General features: G+C 34.5%; 29 protein-coding genes and 1 riboswitch. Of the genes, 21 read left to right on the plus strand and 8 right to left on the minus strand.

Going from position 1 to position 18735, the window contains the following annotated elements:
• Positions 1-62: 62 nt before the first annotated feature.
• The 3 genes from B3792_RS06480 to B3792_RS06490 form a co-directional block, all read right to left on the minus strand.
• Positions 63-1160 (minus strand): inorganic phosphate transporter, encoded by a 1098-nt coding sequence (locus B3792_RS06480; protein ID WP_038335433.1) that lies wholly within the window; start codon positions 1158-1160, stop codon positions 63-65.
• 114 nt (positions 1161-1274) lie between these two features.
• The gene (locus B3792_RS06485) at positions 1275-2381 is read right to left on the minus strand and encodes an inorganic phosphate transporter (RefSeq protein WP_260509517.1); all 1107 of its coding nucleotides are present in this window, start codon (positions 2379-2381) and stop codon (positions 1275-1277) included.
• Between the two features lie 22 nt (positions 2382-2403).
• The gene (locus tag B3792_RS06490; RefSeq protein ID WP_038335434.1) at positions 2404-3048 is read right to left on the minus strand and encodes a DUF47 domain-containing protein; all 645 of its coding nucleotides are present in this window, start codon (positions 3046-3048) and stop codon (positions 2404-2406) included.
• A gap of 414 nt (positions 3049-3462) precedes the next feature.
• Here B3792_RS06490 and rpsL point away from each other — a divergent pair, with 414 nt between their 5' ends.
• From rpsL to rpsN, 18 genes are all read left to right on the plus strand, one after another.
• Positions 3463-3846: a 30S ribosomal protein S12 gene (gene rpsL / locus B3792_RS06495; RefSeq protein WP_019974211.1), complete on the plus strand. Its 384-nt coding sequence runs from the start codon at positions 3463-3465 to the stop codon at positions 3844-3846.
• A gap of 12 nt (positions 3847-3858) precedes the next feature.
• Positions 3859-4335 carry a 30S ribosomal protein S7 gene (gene rpsG / locus B3792_RS06500; protein WP_019974210.1) on the plus strand — a complete coding sequence of 159 codons (477 nt, stop codon included), beginning with the start codon at positions 3859-3861 and terminating at the stop codon, positions 4333-4335.
• 6 nt (positions 4336-4341) lie between these two features.
• Entirely contained in the window at positions 4342-6465 is a 2124-nt protein-coding gene (gene fusA / locus B3792_RS06505) for an elongation factor G (protein WP_219034156.1), read from the plus strand.
• A gap of 10 nt (positions 6466-6475) precedes the next feature.
• Positions 6476-6781 (plus strand): 30S ribosomal protein S10, encoded by a 306-nt coding sequence (rpsJ, locus tag B3792_RS06510; RefSeq protein ID WP_019974208.1) that lies wholly within the window; start codon positions 6476-6478, stop codon positions 6779-6781.
• Positions 6782-7029: 248 nt separating this feature from the next.
• Entirely contained in the window at positions 7030-7659 is a 630-nt protein-coding gene (gene rplC, locus B3792_RS06515) for a 50S ribosomal protein L3 (protein ID WP_038335606.1), read from the plus strand.
• Positions 7650-8279, plus strand: coding sequence for a 50S ribosomal protein L4 (gene rplD, locus B3792_RS06520; RefSeq protein ID WP_038335460.1), 630 nt, complete (start codon positions 7650-7652; stop codon positions 8277-8279). Before rplC ends, rplD begins: the two co-directional genes overlap by 10 nt.
• A 10-nt stretch (positions 8280-8289) precedes the next feature.
• A complete protein-coding gene (gene rplW, locus B3792_RS06525; RefSeq protein ID WP_038335466.1) occupies positions 8290-8574 on the plus strand; it encodes a 50S ribosomal protein L23 in 285 nt (94 codons plus the stop codon).
• A gap of 15 nt (positions 8575-8589) precedes the next feature.
• A complete protein-coding gene (gene rplB, locus B3792_RS06530; protein WP_038335472.1) occupies positions 8590-9414 on the plus strand; it encodes a 50S ribosomal protein L2 in 825 nt (274 codons plus the stop codon).
• Positions 9415-9417: 3 nt separating this feature from the next.
• Positions 9418-9696 (plus strand): 30S ribosomal protein S19, encoded by a 279-nt coding sequence (gene rpsS / locus B3792_RS06535; RefSeq protein ID WP_019974202.1) that lies wholly within the window; start codon positions 9418-9420, stop codon positions 9694-9696.
• Between the two features lie 9 nt (positions 9697-9705).
• Positions 9706-10122: a 50S ribosomal protein L22 gene (rplV, locus tag B3792_RS06540; RefSeq protein ID WP_019974201.1), complete on the plus strand. Its 417-nt coding sequence runs from the start codon at positions 9706-9708 to the stop codon at positions 10120-10122.
• A 4-nt stretch (positions 10123-10126) separates the two neighbouring features.
• Entirely contained in the window at positions 10127-10849 is a 723-nt protein-coding gene (rpsC, locus tag B3792_RS06545; RefSeq protein WP_019974200.1) for a 30S ribosomal protein S3, read from the plus strand.
• A gap of 36 nt (positions 10850-10885) precedes the next feature.
• Positions 10886-11305 carry a 50S ribosomal protein L16 gene (rplP, locus tag B3792_RS06550; RefSeq protein ID WP_038335490.1) on the plus strand — a complete coding sequence of 140 codons (420 nt, stop codon included), beginning with the start codon at positions 10886-10888 and terminating at the stop codon, positions 11303-11305.
• 22 nt (positions 11306-11327) lie between these two features.
• Positions 11328-11516: a 50S ribosomal protein L29 gene (gene rpmC / locus B3792_RS06555; protein ID WP_038335494.1), complete on the plus strand. Its 189-nt coding sequence runs from the start codon at positions 11328-11330 to the stop codon at positions 11514-11516.
• A 16-nt stretch (positions 11517-11532) separates the two neighbouring features.
• A complete protein-coding gene (gene rpsQ / locus B3792_RS06560; protein WP_019974197.1) occupies positions 11533-11787 on the plus strand; it encodes a 30S ribosomal protein S17 in 255 nt (84 codons plus the stop codon).
• A gap of 8 nt (positions 11788-11795) precedes the next feature.
• The gene (gene rplN / locus B3792_RS06565) at positions 11796-12164 is read left to right on the plus strand and encodes a 50S ribosomal protein L14 (protein WP_019974196.1); all 369 of its coding nucleotides are present in this window, start codon (positions 11796-11798) and stop codon (positions 12162-12164) included.
• 9 nt (positions 12165-12173) lie between these two features.
• Positions 12174-12488, plus strand: coding sequence for a 50S ribosomal protein L24 (gene rplX / locus B3792_RS06570; protein ID WP_038335509.1), 315 nt, complete (start codon positions 12174-12176; stop codon positions 12486-12488).
• A 2-nt stretch (positions 12489-12490) separates the two neighbouring features.
• Complete coding sequence (gene rplE / locus B3792_RS06575; RefSeq protein WP_038335516.1) at positions 12491-13054, plus strand: 50S ribosomal protein L5; 564 nt, start codon at positions 12491-12493, stop codon at positions 13052-13054.
• 6 nt (positions 13055-13060) lie between these two features.
• Positions 13061-13330: a 30S ribosomal protein S14 gene (gene rpsN / locus B3792_RS06580; RefSeq protein WP_019974193.1), complete on the plus strand. Its 270-nt coding sequence runs from the start codon at positions 13061-13063 to the stop codon at positions 13328-13330.
• Between the two features lie 71 nt (positions 13331-13401).
• Here the strand turns inward: rpsN and B3792_RS06585 are convergent, their stop codons facing one another.
• Genes B3792_RS06585 through thiM form a run of 5 tightly spaced genes read right to left on the minus strand, consistent with a single transcriptional unit; the run spans position 13402 to position 16931 of the window.
• Positions 13402-14037 carry an HAD family hydrolase gene (locus tag B3792_RS06585; RefSeq protein ID WP_038335520.1) on the minus strand — a complete coding sequence of 212 codons (636 nt, stop codon included), beginning with the start codon at positions 14035-14037 and terminating at the stop codon, positions 13402-13404.
• Positions 14022-14684: a thiaminase II gene (gene tenA / locus B3792_RS06590; protein ID WP_038335522.1), complete on the minus strand. Its 663-nt coding sequence runs from the start codon at positions 14682-14684 to the stop codon at positions 14022-14024. Before tenA ends, B3792_RS06585 begins: the two co-directional genes overlap by 16 nt.
• Positions 14668-15504 carry a bifunctional hydroxymethylpyrimidine kinase/phosphomethylpyrimidine kinase gene (gene thiD, locus B3792_RS06595; protein ID WP_291069181.1) on the minus strand — a complete coding sequence of 279 codons (837 nt, stop codon included), beginning with the start codon at positions 15502-15504 and terminating at the stop codon, positions 14668-14670. Before thiD ends, tenA begins: the two co-directional genes overlap by 17 nt.
• Entirely contained in the window at positions 15479-16138 is a 660-nt protein-coding gene (thiE, locus tag B3792_RS06600) for a thiamine phosphate synthase (protein ID WP_291069183.1), read from the minus strand. Before thiE ends, thiD begins: the two co-directional genes overlap by 26 nt.
• On the minus strand, positions 16128-16931 hold the full coding sequence (gene thiM, locus B3792_RS06605; RefSeq protein WP_038335529.1) for a hydroxyethylthiazole kinase: 804 nt from the start codon (positions 16929-16931) through the stop codon (positions 16128-16130). The genes thiE and thiM overlap by 11 nt, the downstream gene beginning before the upstream one ends.
• Positions 16932-17013: 82 nt before the next feature.
• Positions 17014-17106: riboswitch (TPP riboswitch) on the minus strand.
• 287 nt (positions 17107-17393) lie between these two features.
• Here thiM and rpsH point away from each other — a divergent pair.
• The 3 genes from rpsH to rplR are packed head-to-tail and all read left to right on the plus strand — an operon-like array spanning position 17394 to position 18730.
• On the plus strand, positions 17394-17795 hold the full coding sequence (gene rpsH / locus B3792_RS06610; protein WP_019974187.1) for a 30S ribosomal protein S8: 402 nt from the start codon (positions 17394-17396) through the stop codon (positions 17793-17795).
• Positions 17796-17817: 22 nt separating this feature from the next.
• Positions 17818-18363: a 50S ribosomal protein L6 gene (gene rplF, locus B3792_RS06615; protein WP_291069186.1), complete on the plus strand. Its 546-nt coding sequence runs from the start codon at positions 17818-17820 to the stop codon at positions 18361-18363.
• 13 nt (positions 18364-18376) lie between these two features.
• Positions 18377-18730 carry a 50S ribosomal protein L18 gene (rplR, locus tag B3792_RS06620; protein ID WP_286474895.1) on the plus strand — a complete coding sequence of 118 codons (354 nt, stop codon included), beginning with the start codon at positions 18377-18379 and terminating at the stop codon, positions 18728-18730.
• Positions 18731-18735: the final 5 nt, after the last annotated feature.

The raw sequence follows: 18735 nt of genomic DNA on the forward strand, positions 1-18735 counted from the left end.
AAATAAATAGAAAATGGCCGTCAATTTTGACAGCCATTTTTTATATAATTAAATTTTTAATGTTAGAAAAACATCGAAAATAGATAATAAAATCCTGTTGCAATAAGTGCAGAAACTGGAATTGTCAAAATCCAAGCCCATAATAAACTAATTGTAACTCCCCAACGAACGGCAGAAACTCTTTTTACCATTCCAACACCAATAATAGATCCTGTGATCACGTGAGTTGTAGAAACTGGCATTTTGATATGTTCAGTAAAAAATAATGTAATAGCTGAAGCTGTTTGAGCAGTGAAACCTTCGATAGGAGTAATTTTTGTAATTTTATTTCCCATCGTTTTTAGGATTTTCATTCCGCCACCTAAAGTTCCTAAAGCAATTGCAGAGAAACACATAATCGGAACCCAATCGTGAATATCAGTACTACTTGTTGTGATGAACCAATGCTTCCAATTGAAAACATCATTCAAAATCCAATCATTCATATCCGTATTAACAATTGCAGTTTGATTAGCAAGTAAAGCAAACGTGATCACTCCCATTACTTTTTGAGAATCATTCAAACCATGACCAATACTCAACATCGCAGAAGAAACTAATTGCAATTTCTTGAACCAAGCATCTGCTTTATGTGGTTTTGCATTTCGACAAAGATTCAGCGTGATGATGTAAATAACATTACCAGCGACTAAACCAATAATTGGTGCAACCAAAATAAAAGCGATAATCGTTAAGATAATCGTACTGTTAATAGCAGAAAAATCATAACCTGTTGCAGCTAATGCACCTCCAGCTAAACCACCAATCAAGGTGTGAGATGAAGAGGAAGGGATTCCTAATTTCCAAGTTAAAATATTCCAAGTGATTGCTGCAGAAAGCGCCGCCATAACAACGATAGATGGATTGGATCCAAATGCGACGACAACATCTTCTTTAATAATTTTTGCGATTGTGTCTGCAACTCCAAATTCTCCAATGATAAATTTGGCAATGAAGAAAGCAACAAAATTGAAGAATGCAGCCCATATAACGGCTTGAATAGGAGTTAAAACCTTTGTAGTAACAACCGTTGCAATAGAGTTTGCGGCATCGTGAAAACCATTTAAGAAATCAAATAAAATGGCTAAGCCGATAATGATAAATAATACAGTTAATTGCATGGCGCAAATTTAAAACTTTATTAAACTTATCATTTATCAATTTCGAAAATTATTTCAAAAATAAAAAAGGAGCTAATAAAAGCTCCTAAATATTAATGATATTGATTGTTATTTTTAAACAAATAATGTTACGATGTAGTAGATTAATGCAGCTAATAATGCAGAGACTGGGATAGTAAGAACCCACGCCCAAAGTAAACTGATTGTAACTCCCCAACGAACTGCAGATACACGTTTCGTTAAACCTACACCAATAATAGAACCTGTAATTGTATGCGTTGTAGAAACTGGAATTCCGAAATGCTCAGAAATATAAAGCGTCATTGCTCCAGAAGTTTCAGCAACTACACCTTCCAATGGCGTTACTTTTGTAATTTTAGAACCCATCGTTTTGATGATTTTCCATCCACCACCCATTGTACCTAATGCGATAACAACAAACGATGTAATAGGAACCCACATCCAATGCGCTACGAAATACTGGAATTTATCTTCTGCTTGTACATAAGCCGGATCAAAATCGACATTAATGTGATAAAAGATAACCGCTGCTCCAATAATACCCATTACTTTTTGCGCATCATTCATACCATGTCCTAAAGAGAAAAGAGCAGAAGAAACTAATTGTAATTTCTTGAACCACCATTCTGCTTTTGCAGGTTTGGCTCTTTTGCAAATATGAAGCGTGATTATGGTTAATATCGAGGCGATAATCATACCAATTAATGGTGCTAATACGATAAAGCAAATAATTGGAATTACTTTTTTGTAAACAATTACATCTTCTCCACCAGCAGAAAAACCACCGGCGTGAGCTAATGCAGCTCCAATGAAACCACCAATTAATGTATGAGAAGAAGAAGAAGGAATACCAAACTTCCATGTTAATAAGTTCCAAGAAATTGCAGCGATAATTCCAGCTAAAATAACTTCTAGTGTAATAAAATGCTCGTTAATCGACTTTGCAATAGTGTTACCAATCTTAAATTCTCCAATCCAATAAACTGAAATAAAGTAAGCAGCAAAGTTGAATGCGGCAGCCCAAAGTACAGCTTGAAAAGGCGTTAAAACCTTAGTTGCAACAATTGTAGCAATTGAGTTTGCGGCGTCGTGAAAACCATTAATATAATCAAAAACAAAAGCTAAGACGATAATAGTAATCAATAACATTCCTGGCGTAGACGATAACATGCTCGAAAACGCTGAAAAAAAATCTGTCATAATCTTTTAGATTAAGTTTTGGTTATGAATGTTTTACCGCTACAGCTTCCAATACGTTAGCAACACTTTTACACTTGTCTGTTGCAGATTCTAATGAAGATAAAACCTCCTTATACTTGATGATATTTTTAACATCAGTTTCGTTTTCGAAAATTTCCTGAACTGCTTTATCAAAAATACGATCCGATTTATTTTCTAATTTATTGATTCGTTCACATATTTCGTAAATACGATTTACGTTTCTCAAATCTTTCAATTGCTCAATTCCCTCTCCGATTAATTGACAAGCCTCTAAGTTAACAGCTGTAATTTTGCGGATAGATTTTGTAATTTTATCTACTTGATAAATATTGATACGATTCGCTGCTCCATTTAAATTATCTGCAACATAATCGATAGATTTTACTAATTGATAAATATCTTCTCTGTCAAAAGGTGTGATAAAGTTTTTGCTTAACTCTAAATTTGTTTTTTGAGTAAGATATTCAATTTTGCTTTCTATCTTAGAAATTTGCGCGATGTAATCTTCGCGTTCTTCAACTGGAGCGTTTACACATTCATGTAACAATTCAGCTAATTTGATTAAACTTTTTGAAGCTTCCTCGAACAAAGGATAGAATACTTTATCCTTCGGAGTAAATAATTTAAAAAATGAGTTTACCGACATTCAATAATGTTTTGAAGTGCAAAATTAATTTTTCTAATGTAAAATTAACATTAAATAAATATTATGCGAACGTTTTTATTAAAATATATCGATAATTATATGATATTCAGATTAATTAAAAATACGAAAAGTTATTAGCTTAGAGAAAAATAATATAGGATAAAGTTTTAATAAATTTTGTTGTCAATAGATGTAGATAAGATACTATCACTTATCAAAAATTAGGTTTATTGATAATTTACTTGTTTTGTTATTCTTGAATTAAAATTCTGTAAAATATAGTTTATAATTCTTTAAAAAATTATAAATCAATGTAAAATAAATCCATTATTATTTGTTTTTGTATAAATTATTTGTAGTTTTGCATGCCCAAAAAATGGGTTTAATCCAAATTTAAAAGGAAATTTAATTAGTATGCCAACAATTCAACAATTAGTTAGAAAAGGTAGAAAAAAACTAACCAAGAAGAGTAAATCGGCTGCATTGGAATCATGTCCACAACGCCGCGGTGTTTGTACACGTGTTTACACTACAACTCCTAAGAAACCTAACTCAGCAATGCGTAAAGTTGCTCGTGTTAGATTAACAAACGGGAAAGAAGTTAACGCGTACATCGGTGGTGAAGGTCATAATCTTCAAGAGCACTCGATAGTATTGGTTAGAGGAGGTAGAGTTAAAGATTTACCAGGTGTGCGTTACCACATTGTACGTGGAGCGTTAGATACTGCGGGAGTAAACGGACGTACTCAACGTAGAAGTAAGTATGGAGCGAAACGTCCTAAAGATGCTAAAAAATAAATTTAAGGTAAGATGAGAAAGACAAGAGCTAAAAAAAGACCTTTACTTCCAGATCCTAAATTTAATGATCAGTTAGTAACTCGTTTCGTAAACAACTTAATGTACGACGGAAAAAAATCTGTAGCATTCAAAATTTTCTATGATGCGTTAGAAATCGTAGATTCTCGTAAAGAAGATGCAGAAAAAACTTCATTAGACATTTGGAAAGAAGCATTATCTAATGTAATGCCTCACGTAGAAGTACGTTCTCGCCGTGTTGGTGGAGCTACATTCCAAATTCCAATGGAAATTCGTCCAGACCGTAAAATTTCAACAGCAATGAAATGGTTAATCAAATATTCTCGTAACAGAAACGAGAAATCGATGGCTCAAAAATTAGCTGGAGAAATTATTGCAGCTGCTAAAGAGGAAGGATCTGCCGTTAAAAAACGTCAAGATACTCACAAAATGGCAGAAGCTAACAAAGCATTCTCTCACTTTAGATTCTAATACAAGATGGCAAGAGATTTAAAATACACAAGAAACATTGGTATTGCTGCTCACATCGATGCAGGAAAAACTACAACGACAGAGCGTATCTTATTCTATTCAGGTAAGAATCACAAAATTGGAGAAACTCACGAAGGATCAGCTACAACTGACTGGATGGAGCAAGAAGCTGAAAGAGGTATTACAATTACTTCTGCAGCTGTAACAGTAGATTGGACATTCCCAACAGAACAAGGTAAACCATTACCAGACGCTAAAGGGTACCACTTTAATATTATCGACACTCCTGGTCACGTTGACTTTACAGTAGAGGTAAACCGTTCTTTACGTGTTTTAGATGGTTTAGTTTTCTTATTCTCAGCAGTAGATGGAGTTGAACCTCAATCTGAAACAAACTGGCGTTTAGCAGATAACTATAAAGTTCCTCGTTTAGGTTTCGTTAACAAAATGGACCGTCAAGGAGCTGACTTCTTAAATGTATGTCGTCAAGTACGTGAAATGTTAGGGTCAAATGCTGTTCCTATTGTATTACCAATCGGTGACGAAGCAGACTTTAAAGGAGTTGTAGATTTAATTAAAAACCGTGCAATTGTATGGCATGATGAGAATCATGGTTCTACATTTGATGTTGTTGAAATCCCAGCTGATATGGTTGACGATGTAAGACAATTCCGTGGTCAATTAATTGAAGAAGTAGCTGCGTATGACGAGAACTTATTAGAGAAGTACATGGAGGACGAAAACTCTATTACTGAAGAAGAAGTTCACGCTGCATTACGTGCTGCAACATTAGATATGTCTATCATCCCAATGACTTGTGGATCTTCGTTCAAAAACAAAGGTGTACAATTCATGTTAGATGCTGTATGTCGTTACTTACCATCACCAAGTGATAAAGAAGCGATCCCAGGAACTGACCCAAAAACTGACGAGCCTATCTCAAGAAAACCTTCAGTTGATGAGCCATTCGCAGCATTAGCATTCAAAATTGCTACTGACCCATTCGTAGGTCGTTTAGCATTCTTCCGTGCTTATTCAGGTGGATTAGACGCTGGATCTTACGTATTAAATACTCGTTCTGGTAACAAAGAACGTATTTCTCGTATCTTCCAAATGCACGCTAACAAACAAGAGCCTATCGAGAGAATCGAAGCAGGTGATATTGGAGCTGCAGTAGGTTTCAAAGATATCAAAACAGGAGATACTTTATGTGATGAAAAAGCCCCTATCGTATTAGAGTCTATGGACTTCCCAGATCCAGTAATTGGTATCGCAGTTGAGCCTAAAACGAAAGCTGACGTTGATAAATTAGGTATGGCTTTAGCTAAATTAGCTGAAGAAGATCCAACATTCCAAGTAAAAACTGATGAGGCTTCTGGTCAAACAGTTATTTCTGGTATGGGTGAGTTACACTTAGATATCATCGTTGACCGTTTAAAACGTGAATTTAAAGTAGAGGTTAACCAAGGTGAGCCTCAAGTAGAGTACAAAGAATCATTCTCTCGTCCAGCTAATCACCGTGAGGTTTACAAAAAACAATCAGGTGGTCGTGGTAAATTTGCTGATATCGTTTTCGAAATGGGACCAGCAGATGAAGGAAAAGTAGGTTTAGAATTCGTTTCAGAAATTAAAGGTGGTAACGTTCCTAAAGAATTTATCCCTTCTATTGAGAAAGGTTTTAAAGCTGCAATGAAGAATGGACCTTTAGCAGGATTCGAAATGGATTCGTTAAAAGTTACTTTAAAAGATGGATCTTTCCACCCTGTGGATTCTGACCAATTATCTTTCGAGTTAGCTGCTCAAATGGGTTACAAAGCTGCTGCAAAAGCCGCTGGTGCTCAAATCTTAGAGCCTATCATGAAGTTAGAGGTTTTAACTCCAGAAGAAAACATGGGTGATATTGTAGGTGACTTAAACCGTCGTCGTGGTCAAGTATCAGGAATGGATGATAGAAATAACGCTAAAGTTATTAAAGCTATGGTTCCATTAGCAGAAATGTTCGGATATGTAACTTCATTACGTACATTATCTTCTGGTCGTGCTACATCTACAATGGAATTCGATCACTACGCTCCAGCACCAACAAACGTGTCTGAAGCTGTAATCGCTAAAGCAAAAGGTAACGCTTAATTCAAGAAAAATGAGTCAAAAAATTAGAATAAAATTAAAATCTTACGATTATTCTTTAGTTGATAAATCAGCTGAAAAAATCGTAAAAACTGTAAAAGCTACAGGAGCTGTTGTTAATGGACCAATTCCATTACCAACTCACAAAAGAATCTTTACAGTTTTAAGATCTCCACACGTTAACAAAAAATCTCGCGAGCAATTTCAATTATCAGCTCACAAAAGATTATTAGACATTTATTCTTCTTCATCTAAAACAGTTGATGCTTTAATGAAGTTAGAATTACCTAGTGGTGTTGAAGTAGAAATTAAAGTATAGTTAGCTGTATTTTAAATAAATATAAACCCTGAGACGTGCACATCTCAGGGTTTTTTTATGAATTGCTATTAAGAATGCTTTGATTGATATTTTTCGCTGTTTGTAAACTTTTGAAAAATAATCAATTGAAAGTTTGTTGTTTACAAATTAATTCATACATTTGCATGCTAATTTTAGAGAAGATCTCTAGTGGTCGAAAGTCCACATTCTCTGAAATATTAAACAAATTATTAACATATTTTAATCAAATGTCAGGTATCATTGGTAAAAAAATCGCGATGACTAGCTTATTTGATGAGAACGGGAAAAATATTCCTGTGACAATCGTAGAGGCTGGGCCATGTGTGGTTACTCAAGTCAGAACCGTAGAGAAAGATGGGTACGTTGCTGCTCAACTTGGTTTCGATGACGCAAAAGAAAAAAACACGACTAATGCTTTAAAAGGTCACTTTAAAAAAGCAGGAACGACTCCAAAGAGAAAGTTAGTTGAGTTTTACGGTGAAGAATTCGTGAACTCTTTAACTCTAGGAGGAGAAGTTAACGTTGAATTATTCAACGAAGGAGAATTTGTAAGTATTACAGGTACTTCAAAAGGAAAAGGTTTCCAAGGTGTTGTTAAACGTCATGGTTTCGGTGGGGTAGGTCAAGCTACACACGGTCAACATAACCGTTTAAGAGCTCCAGGTTCTATCGGTGCTGGTTCAGATCCATCTCGTGTATTCAAAGGAATGCGTATGGCTGGAAGAATGGGTGGTAAACAAGTTACTGTTCAGAACTTAAAAGTACTTAAAGTGGATACTGAGAAAAATCTTTTAATTGTTAAAGGTGCTATCCCAGGTCCTAAAAATTCATACGTAATCGTTAGAAGATGGAAGTAGTAGTATTAAACATCAAAGGTCAAGAAACTGGAAGAACAGTATCTTTAGACGAGGCAGTTTTCGGAATTGAGCCTTCTACACACACAGTGTACTTAGAAGTTAAACAATATTTAGCAGCTCAACGCCAAGGAACGCACAAAGCAAAAGAAAGAGCTGAGATTGCGGGATCAACTCGTAAAATCAAAAAGCAAAAAGGAACAGGTACAGCTCGTGCTGGTTCTATCAAATCTCCAGTGTTTAGAGGAGGAGGTAGAGTTTTCGGACCACGTCCAAGAAACTACTCTTTCAAATTAAACAAAGCACAAAAGAGATTAGCTAAAAAATCAGTTTTATCACAAAAGTTAGCTGAGAATGAAATCAAAGTTGTTGAAAACTTTTCTTTCGAAGCTCCAAGAACTAAAGAGTTCAAAACTGTTTTAACTGATTTAGGATTAGAGAACACAAAATCATTATTCGTATTAGGTGAATCTAATAGCAATGTATATTTATCTTCTCGTAACTTACAAAAAGTTAAAGTTGTTACAACTGAGGAATTAAATGTATTTGATTTAATCAATGCTTCTCAAATCGTATTTTTAGAAGGTTCTTTAGCAACAGTTCAAGAAAATTTAACAAAATAAGACGAAGAAAATGGGAATCATAATTAAACCAGTAATTTCAGAAAAAGCAACTAATAACAGTGAGTTGTTAGGGCAATATTCGTTTTATGTAGACACAAAAGCTAACAAAATTCAAATTAAAGAAGCTGTAGAAAAAACTTACGGTGTATCTGTAGTTTCTGTTAGTACTTTAGTATCTGCTCCAAAAGTAAAAACTCGTTACACAAAAACAGGTTTTCAAACTGGAAAAACAAATAAGTTGAAAAAAGCGATCGTTAGCTTAGCTGAAGGTCAAGAAATAGAGTTGTTCGGATAATTTAAGAATTAAAAAATGTCAGTAAGAAAATTAAAACCTATCACCCCGGGACAACGTTTTAGAGTGGTTAATGAATTTGCGGCAGTAGATAAAAATGCTAAGCCAGAAAAGACATTAGTTGAAGGAAAATCTAAATCGGGTGGACGTAACAACACTGGTAAAATGACAATGCGTTATATCGGTGGTGGACACAAACAAAAATATCGTATCATCGACTTCAAACGTGATAAAGAAGGTGCTGCAACTGTAGAATCTGTACAATACGATCCAAACAGAACTGCATTCATCGCTTTATTATCTTACGAAGATGGTGAAAAACGTTACATTATTGCTCAAAATGGTTTGAAAGCTGGACAAGTAATTGTTTCAGGTGAAAACGTAGAACCAGAAGTAGGTAATGCTATGAAGCTTAAAAATATGCCATTAGGTACAGTAATCTCTTGTATTGAATTACGTCCAGGGCAAGGAGCAGTTATGGCAAGAAGTGCAGGTACTTATGCTCAATTAGTTGCGCGTGATGGTAAATATGCTATCGTTAAGTTACCAAGTGGTGAATCAAGAATGATTTTAGTGGAGTGTAAAGCAACAGTAGGTGTTGTTTCTAACACAGACCATCAGTTAGAAGTTTCTGGTAAAGCTGGTCGTTCTAGATGGCAAGGTCGTCGTCCAAGAACTCGTCCAATGGTTATGAACCCTGTAGATCACCCAATGGGTGGTGGTGAAGGTCGTGCGACAGGAGGTATCCCTCGTTCTCGTAACGGTATTCCAGCGAAAGGTTACAAAACTCGTGACAAGAAGAAAGCGTCTAACAAATATATTGTTGAAAGAAGAAAAAAATAATTTATGGCACGTTCATTAAAAAAAGGACCATTCATCCACTATAAATTAGAAAAGAAAGTTCTTGCTAACGTAGAAAGCGGTAGCAAAAACGTGATCAAAACATGGTCAAGAGCATCAATGATTTCTCCTGATTTTGTTGGTCAAACAATCGCAGTACACAACGGAAAGCAATTTATTCCTGTTTATGTTACTGAGAATATGGTAGGTCATAAATTAGGTGAGTTCGCTCCTACACGTACTTTTAGAGGTCATGCCGGAGCTAAAAACAAAGGAAAAAAATAGTAAAGGGCCATGGGATCTAGAAAAAGATTAAGTAACGAAAGAATCAAAGAAGCTAACAAGCAGGTAGCTTTTGCGAAATTAAATAATGTTCCTACTTCTCCTCGTAAGATGAGATTAGTAGTAGATATTATCCGTGGAGTTGAAATTCAAAAAGCTTTAGGTATTTTAAAATATACTAAAAACCACGCTTCAATCCGTTTAGAGAAATTGTTATTAAGCGCTATCGCTAACTGGCAAATCAAAAATGAAGGAGCTGATGTTGAAGAAGCTGGATTATATGTTAAAGAAATCTCTGTTGATAGTGCACGTCAATTAAAAAGAATTCGTACTGCACCTCAAGGTAGAGCACATAGAATCAGAAAACGTTCAAACCATGTAACTTTGGTTTTAGGAACTAAAGAAGATAAACAAAAAGTACAAGATTAAGAATATGGGACAAAAAACTAATCCAATCGGAAATCGTTTAGGAATCATCAGAGGATGGGATTCTAACTGGTACGGTGGAAATGATTACGGTGATAAAATTGCAGAAGATGCAAAAATTCGTACTTATTTAAGAGCACGTTTGTCTAAAGCCGGAGTTTCTCGTATTTACATCGATCGTACTTTAAAATTAGTTACAGTAACTGTAACTACTGCTCGTCCAGGTATCATTATTGGTAAAGGTGGACAAGAAGTTGACAAATTAAAAGAAGAGTTAAAGAAAATCACTGGTAAAGAGGTTCAAATTAACATCTTCGAAATTAAGAGACCAGAATTAGATGCAATCTTAGTAGGGGATAGTATCGCTCGTCAAATTGAGAATCGTATTTCTTACCGTCGTGCTATTAAAATGGCAATTCAATCAGCAATGAGAATGAACGCAGAAGGAATCAAAGTTCAAATCTCTGGTCGTTTAAACGGTGCAGAGATGGCACGTTCTGAAACTTATAAAGATGGACGTATTCCTTTGTCTACATTCCGTGCAGACATTGATTACCACATTTCAGAAGCTCATACAACTTATGGTCGTTTAGGGATCAAAGTATGGATCATGAAAGGTGAGGTATATGGTAAGAGAGAATTATCTCCTTTAGTTGGATTACAGAAAAAACAAAAAAAATCTGACAACAACAGAAAGGGAGGTGAAAGATCTAATAATAGAAAGCGATAATTTAGTTTAACAACTAACATAAAGAATTAAGTAGATATGTTATCACCGAGAAGAGTAAAGTTTAGAAAAACCCAAAAAGGTAAGATGAAAGGTGTTTCTCACAGAGGAACTCAATTAGCTTACGGGACTTTCGGGATCAAATCTTTAGACGAAGCGTTTATTACAGCACGTCAAATCGAGGCAGCTCGTATTGCTGCAACTCGTTTCATGAAGAGAGAGGGTCAATTATGGATTAAAATATTTCCAGATAAACCAATTACTAAGAAACCAGCAGAGGTACGTATGGGTAAAGGTAAAGGTGCACCAGAATATTGGGTAGCTCCTGTACAACCAGGTCGTATCTTATTCGAAGTAGGAGGTGTGCCAGTAGAGGTTGCAACTGAAGCATTGCGTTTAGCAGCTCAGAAGTTACCTGTTAAGACTAAGTTTATCGTTGCACGTGATTTCCAAAATTAATAATTTCAAAAATTAAGAAAAAATGAAAGCAGCAGATATTAGAAATCTAAGTGTTGAGGAGTTACAAGCTAAAATAGCTGAAGAACAAGCGAACTACGATCAATTAAAATTGACAAACGCTGTTTCTCCTGTAGCAAATCCAATCGGTATTAGAGACTTACGCAGAACAATTGCTCGTTTGAATACCGTGTTAAACGAAAAACAATCATAACAGTAATCTGTAACTGATGGAAAGAAAATTAAGAAAAGAAAGAGTAGGTTTAGTTACATCAAACAAAATGGAAAAAACCATTGTTGTAGCTGAAACTAAGAAGCAAAAGCACCCATTCTATGGGAAATTCGTTTTAAAAACGAAGAAATATACAGCGCACGACGAAAATAACGAGTGTAACGAAGGTGACACAGTGCGTATCATGGAGACTCGTCCTTTGTCTAAAAACAAAAGATGGAGATTAGTAGAAATCATTGAAAGAGCTAAATAAGATAAGTTATGTTACAACAAGAATCTAGATTAAAAGTTGCAGATAACACAGGAGCTCGTGAAGCATTAGTAATCCGCGTTTTAGGTGGTACTAAAAGAAGATACGCATCAGTAGGTGACAAAATCGTAGTTGCGATCAAAGAAGCTACACCTTCAGGAAACGTTAAAAAAGGTGCTGTATCAAAAGCTGTTGTAGTTAGAACTAAAAAAGAAGTTCGTAGAAAAGACGGTTCATATATCCGTTTCGACGATAATGCATGTGTATTATTGAACACTCAAGGAGAAATGCGTGGTACTCGTGTATTCGGTCCAGTTGCTCGTGAGTTACGTGATAAAGAATATATGAAAATTGTATCATTAGCCCCAGAGGTATTATAATAGAACAACATGGCAAAGTTAAAAATTAAAAAAGGAGACAAAGTAGTCGTATTATCAGGATCTAACAAAGGTCAAACTGGTACTGTGTTACGCGTATTCCCTGACAAAGCTAAAGCTATCGTTGAAGGGGTTAATATTGCAAAAAAACGTGTAAAGCCAAGCGCACAAAATCCACAAGGTGGAGTTGTTGAAAAAGAAGCTCAAATCTATTTATGTAAATTGGCTTTAGTAGATCCAGAAACTGGGAAAGCAACGAAAGTAGCGATCAAAGAAGAAGGAGGTAAAAAAGTAAGAATTGCTAAAAAATCTGGTAAAGCTATTTAAGAATGAGTACAACAACATACACACCTCGTCCGCAGGTTAAATATAAAGAAGAGATTGTAGCTGCTCTTAAAGAAGAGTTCGGATACAAATCTATTATGCAAGTTCCTAAATTAGAGAAAATTGTTTTATCTCAAGGTTTAGGTGCTGCTACAGCTGACAAAAAAATCGTTGATTACGCTATCGAAGAGTTAGAATTAATCACTGGTCAAAAAGCAGTAGGAACAATTTCTAAGAAAGATGAAGCAGCTTTCAAATTACGTAAAGGAATGCCAATTGGGGCTAAAGTAACTTTACGTGGTGAGAAAATGTATGAATTCTTAGACCGTTTAGTATCTGCAGCTTTACCACGTGTACGTGATTTTAGCGGTATTTCTTCTACAGGTTTCGACGGTAGAGGTAACTATAACTTAGGTATCAAAGAACAAATTATCTTCCCAGAAATTAATATTGATAAAATCAAGAAAATTCAAGGTTTAGATATTACCTTTGTAACTTCAGCGAACACAGATAAAGAAGCTAAAGCTTTATTATCTAAATTCGGATTACCATTTACTAAAGAAAAATAAGAAGTCATGGCTAAAGAATCAATGAAAGCGCGTGAGCGCAAAAGAGAAGCATTAGTTGCTAAATATGCTGCGAAACGTCAAGCTTTATTAGAAGCTGGTGACTACGAAGCATTACAAAAATTACCTAAAAACGCTTCTCCTGTACGTTTACACAACCGTTGTAAATTAACAGGTCGTCCAAGAGGATACATGAGAACTTTCGGGATCTCTCGTGTAACTTTCCGCGAAATGGCGAACGAAGGGTTAATCCCAGGTGTTAAAAAAGCGTCTTGGTAATTTACCAATAGCTTTAGAAATATTAAATCCTTACTCTTTATTGAGTAAGGATTTTTTTGTTTTTGTAAGGTTTATATTTCTTTGATCAATTCCCTAAAATCAGCTATGTAATTTGGCTGAAGACAAAAATCTGAATTGTTGTAAATTTTATAATTTAAACCAGCATCTTTTGCTGAATTAATTCCGGTGAGTGAATCTTCGATAACTAAAACTTTTTCCTTTTGCTTTTCGCATAATGATAAAGCTTTTAAATAAGGTTCTGCATTTGGTTTGCCTTTTGAAACATCATCTGCTGAAATAGTGTGATCAAAATAGGAATGAAGTTTTAATTGTTGAAAAGCATACTTAATTTGTCTTCTAGAGGAATTGGAAACAAGAACAATTTGAATTTGATTGGCTTTTAAATGTTCCAACATCTCAGCAACGTGGTCATTTAATTGTACAAACTGATGAAAGTTTTCGACATAAAATTTTTCTGTCCAATCGATTATTTCCTCGTACAAATGATTTGTAAAGCGTTGCTGATTTTCTAACATCAATTGGATTGCTTCATTTGTTGTGAAATTCATTCCGTCATTTTCTACCAAACATATCGTATCCAACCGATATATTTTAATGACTTCATCAAACATCAGCTCCCATAATTGTTGACTATTTACGATTACCCCATCAAAATCAAAAAAGATGGCATTTATTTTCTTTCCCATGTGATATTTTCATAAGATGCATTCCAAAACTGAAATTCTAATTCGCTTGCTTTGACAAAAGCTTCTAGCATTTGTTCTTTTATTTTTTCAGTTGCTCCTTCTGCAATCTTATCAACATAACTTTTCGCTTTTTTTACACCTTCACCAAATTCATCTCCACTATAGGTCTCAATCCATTTTTGATATGGATTATTTTCTTTTGTTTGATTTTTGATGATTTCATCACCAACTTCTTTATAAATCCAAAAGCAAGGCAAAACAGCAGCTAATGCAATTTCAATAGGTTCGAATGCAGCTGTACTTTTTAAGAAATGTGAATAATGGTGACAAACAGGTTGTGTTTCGATGATGATGTTTTGCGATAATCCAAAATCCTCAAAATAGGATTCGTGTAAAGCACGTTCAACAATTAATGCATTTTTTCCGAATTCGAAAAAGTCAATGGCTTGTTGATTGTCTTCAGATTTTGATCCAATGGCAGCTAATACTCGCCCAAAATGTTCCAAATATTTTGCATCTTGTAACATGTAAAACTGAAATTTCTCTATTGGTAATGACCCATTTTGCAATTCAATTATAAAAGGCATATTTAGAATATCATTGTAAATAGGGGCGATGGTTTCCCAAGCTTTAGTTGTGAATGTCATAGGTTTTTAATTTTTGCGGATTAAATAAATGATTAAGAGGTCCATTTCCTTTTCCAATTGTTAGGTCTTTACTTCCTAAAATTGCTTGTTCAACATATTCTTGTGCTAGTTGTACACTTTGTGTGAGTGAAACCCCCAAAGCTAAATTACACGCAATTGCAGAAGATAGTGTGCAGCCTGAACCATGCGTATTTTTTGTCTCTATTTTTTGAGAGGTATAACTTTGTACAGGTTGTTCTTTTTGAAATAAATAACTGATAATTTTTTCTTGCTGAAGATGCCCGCCTTTTAATAAAAGATTCTGACAACCTAAATTTAAAATCGTTTCTCCATAAGAAAGCATCAATTCAGCAGAATCAATTTTATGATTTACCAAAATACTTGCTTCATCAAGATTTGGCGTGATAAGCGTGGCCAAAGGAAAAAGCTTTTCTATGCAAGCTTCAAGTGTTTCTTCTTTGATTAACCGATGTCCACTTGTCGCAACCATGACAGGGTCATAAACAATCGGTTTATTGTAATTTTTTAATTCCTCTGAAATGATATGAACCAATTCAACACTATGAACCATTCCAATTTTTATTGCATCAGGATAAATATCCTCTAGTATGGATTGAATTTGTTCACGAATTGCTTGTGCAGGAATTTCGTAAATATTTTGTACGCCTTGTGTATTTTGAACAGGCAAGGCTGTCAATACATTTGTTGCATAACAGCCATGAGCGGAAATTGTTTTGGTATCTGCTTGTATGCCAGCGCTACCGCTTCCGTCAAATCCGGCAATCGTTAAGACACTATATGCTTTTTGGATGGTATTCATTTTCGTTAATAATTTGTTTTAAAATTTGGGTAGATTTTTTTGGATTTTTGCTTCCGCAAATTGCAGAAACAATTGCAACACTATCTGCACCGGCTTGTATGATTTTAGCAATATTACTTTCATTAATTCCGCCAATTGCAATCAATGGTTTTGATGTTTTAGTTTTCAAAAATTTTAATCCTTCAAAACCCCATTCAGTAATCGTATTGGTTTTTGTTGGAGTCGAAAATATTGGACTTACCCCTAAATGATGTACATATTTCATTTCATCATCATTCAACTGTTTGATAATTTCTAAAGACCAACCAATATTTTTTAGAGCTTGTGCATTTTTGTGAATTTCAGAAGGTAATATATCTGACTGCCCGACATGTATTCCCCAAGGGTTAACAGCGGTTGCGACTTCTAATGAATCGTTAATAATCAAAGGGATATTGTAGTGGTCCGTAATTTTTTTTAATATTGTAGCTTTTGAAATATACTCGCTGACAGTGCAATTTTTTTCCCGAAGCTGAATGATATCAACCCCACCTATAATTGCTTGCTCTGCAACATCTAACCAATGAAGATGCGTACAATCTTTTTCAGAAATAACTAAATACAAAGGATAAGGAAAAGTTGGATTAATCTTCATAAACTGAGATTTTCAAATTTGTTTGAATTTCTTCTGCAGATATATGGTATAACGTGTCATACAAATTCATTTGTAAGGTTCCTGGGCCATTACTTTTTTTCTGTGCCAATTCACCTGCTAAACTAAATATGGCCATGCCGCTAACCGTTTCGAGGAAAGGATTTTTATTAAGGCCAATAAAAGCACCGATGCTAGCTGTTGCTGAACAACCTAAACCAGTAACTTTAGTCATCAATTCATGACCATTTTTAATTTCAATTATCGGATTGTTGGATACAATAAAATCTGAAGCACCTGAAATGCAAACAACAGATCCAATTTTCTGGTTTAAATTGTGTGCTGCTTTTATCGCTTGATTACTTTGATGTGTACTGTCGACTCCTTTTCCCTGAACAGCTTCGAAGGTATCTAAAGTTAAAATTTCTGAAGCATTTCCTCTTATGACAGTAGGATGATAGCGAAGCAGTTCTTTTATAAGTTCATTTCTGAAAGTTGAAATTCCAGCTCCAACAGGGTCTAATACCCAAGGTTTATTCAGTTGATCTGCTTTTTTTGCTGCAATTAGCATGCTTTCTGCCCAATAATCATCAAGAGTTCCGATATTGATGACTAATGCATTTGAGATTTTGACGATATTTTCCACTTCTTTGTGTGCATGTATCATAACAGGCGATGCTCCAATTGCCAAAAGAGCATTTGCAGTATTGTTCATCACCACAAAATTGGTGATGTTGTGAACAAGCGGATTTTTTGTCCGGACAGCATGTAAATTTTGAATAATTAGATTTTCCATTAATTGATAATTTTTTAGATGAAACAATTAATGGCTAAAGAGGATTTTCTTTGAAAATAAAGCGTTGCAAATATTAAATAATTGCATAGATATTGCTTTTCCCTACGTCGGTGTTAACCGTATCAGGTTCAAAGGGACTCTCTCAATTCTTTTCAGAATACCCCTAAAGCCAAATCAAATTTATATAAATTGTTTTGACTTTCAGCTATTTTTTAAGAATAAAAATAGAAGATTACATCAAGAATTAATTGTTGAGATCGATTAAAAAGATAAATAAATATAAAGATTGAGTTTCATGTTTTGTCTTAATCCCTAGTTATAAAACGATTAAAAATAAATTATTTAGATTAATAGTTTGTAATTAAAAAATATGCAATATATTTGCAACCCAAATGCATAGTGCATTTTGGTAAAAGTTTAATTTTAAAAGTAGTGCTTACGCGCTATACTATAGAATTATTTATGTATACAGATCCAATTTCAGATTTTCTAACTCGCGTTAGAAATGCAATGATGGCAGGACACAAAGTAGTGGAAATCCCTGCATCTAAAATTAAAAAAGAGATCACTAAGATCTTATTTGAACAAGGTTACATCTTGAACTACAAATTCGAAGGACAAGATCAACCTCAAGGAACAATCAAAATCGCTTTAAAGTACGACAAAGTTACTAAAGAGCCAGCTATCCGTAAAATCAAAAGAGCTTCAACTCCAGGTTTACGTCAATACGCAGGATCTAAAGAATTACCTCGTGTATTAAACGGTTTAGGTGTTGCTATCATCTCAACTTCTAAAGGTGTGATGACAGATAAACAAGCTCGTCAAGAGAATGTAGGTGGTGAAGTTTTATGTTTTGTTTATTAATCTTTTAAAAAATTAAGAAATTATGTCAAGAATAGGACACGCACATATCAACATCCCTGCTGCAGCAACTGTTGAATTTAAAGATAACGTAGTTACTGTAAAAGGTAACAACATTACAATGACAAGAGAGTTAAAAGAAGGATTTGATTTAAAAATCGAAGACGGAGTTTTAACTGTAGTTCGTCCAAACGATTCTAAAGATAACAAAGCTTTACATGGTTTATACCGTTCATTAATCAATAACATGATTACTGGTGTAACAGAAGGTTTCAAAAAACAATTAGAATTAGTTGGTGTTGGTTATAGAGCATCTAACAACGGACAAAAATTAGATTTGTCATTAGGTTTCTCTCACAATATCGTTATTGAATTACCTGTTGAAATTAAAGTTGAAACTTTAACAGAAAAAGGTAAAAACCCTATTATTACATTATCATCTCATGATAATCAATTATTAGGAATGATCGTAGCGAAAATTCGTTCTTACCGTAAGCCAGAGCCTTACAAAGGAAAAGGAATTAAATACGTAGGAGAAATTATTAGAAGAAAAGCAGGTAAATCTGCATAAAAATCATTGAAAAATGGCATTATCTAAAGTAGAAAAAAGACAAAAAATAAAAAGACGCGTGCGTCGAAATATTTTTGGAACAGAAACTAAACCTCGTTTATCAGTTTACCGTTCTAACAAAGAAATTTACGCTCAAATTATTGACGATAACAATGGAGTAACTTTAGCTTCTGCATCATCTCGTGAAAAAGGTGTTGCTGTAGAAGGTACAAAATCTGAAGTTTCTGCATCAGTTGGTAAAGCATTAGCTGCTAAAGCTGTTGCAAAAGGAATTGAAACTGTAGTTTTTGATCGTAACGGTTTCGTGTATCATGGTAGAATCAAAGCTTTAGCTGATGGAGCTAGAGAAGGTGGATTAAAATTCTAAAAAAG

The sequence above is a fragment of the Empedobacter sp. UBA5924 genome (assembly GCF_002431085.1).
GTDB lineage: Bacteria > Bacteroidota > Bacteroidia > Flavobacteriales > Weeksellaceae > Empedobacter > Empedobacter falsenii_B.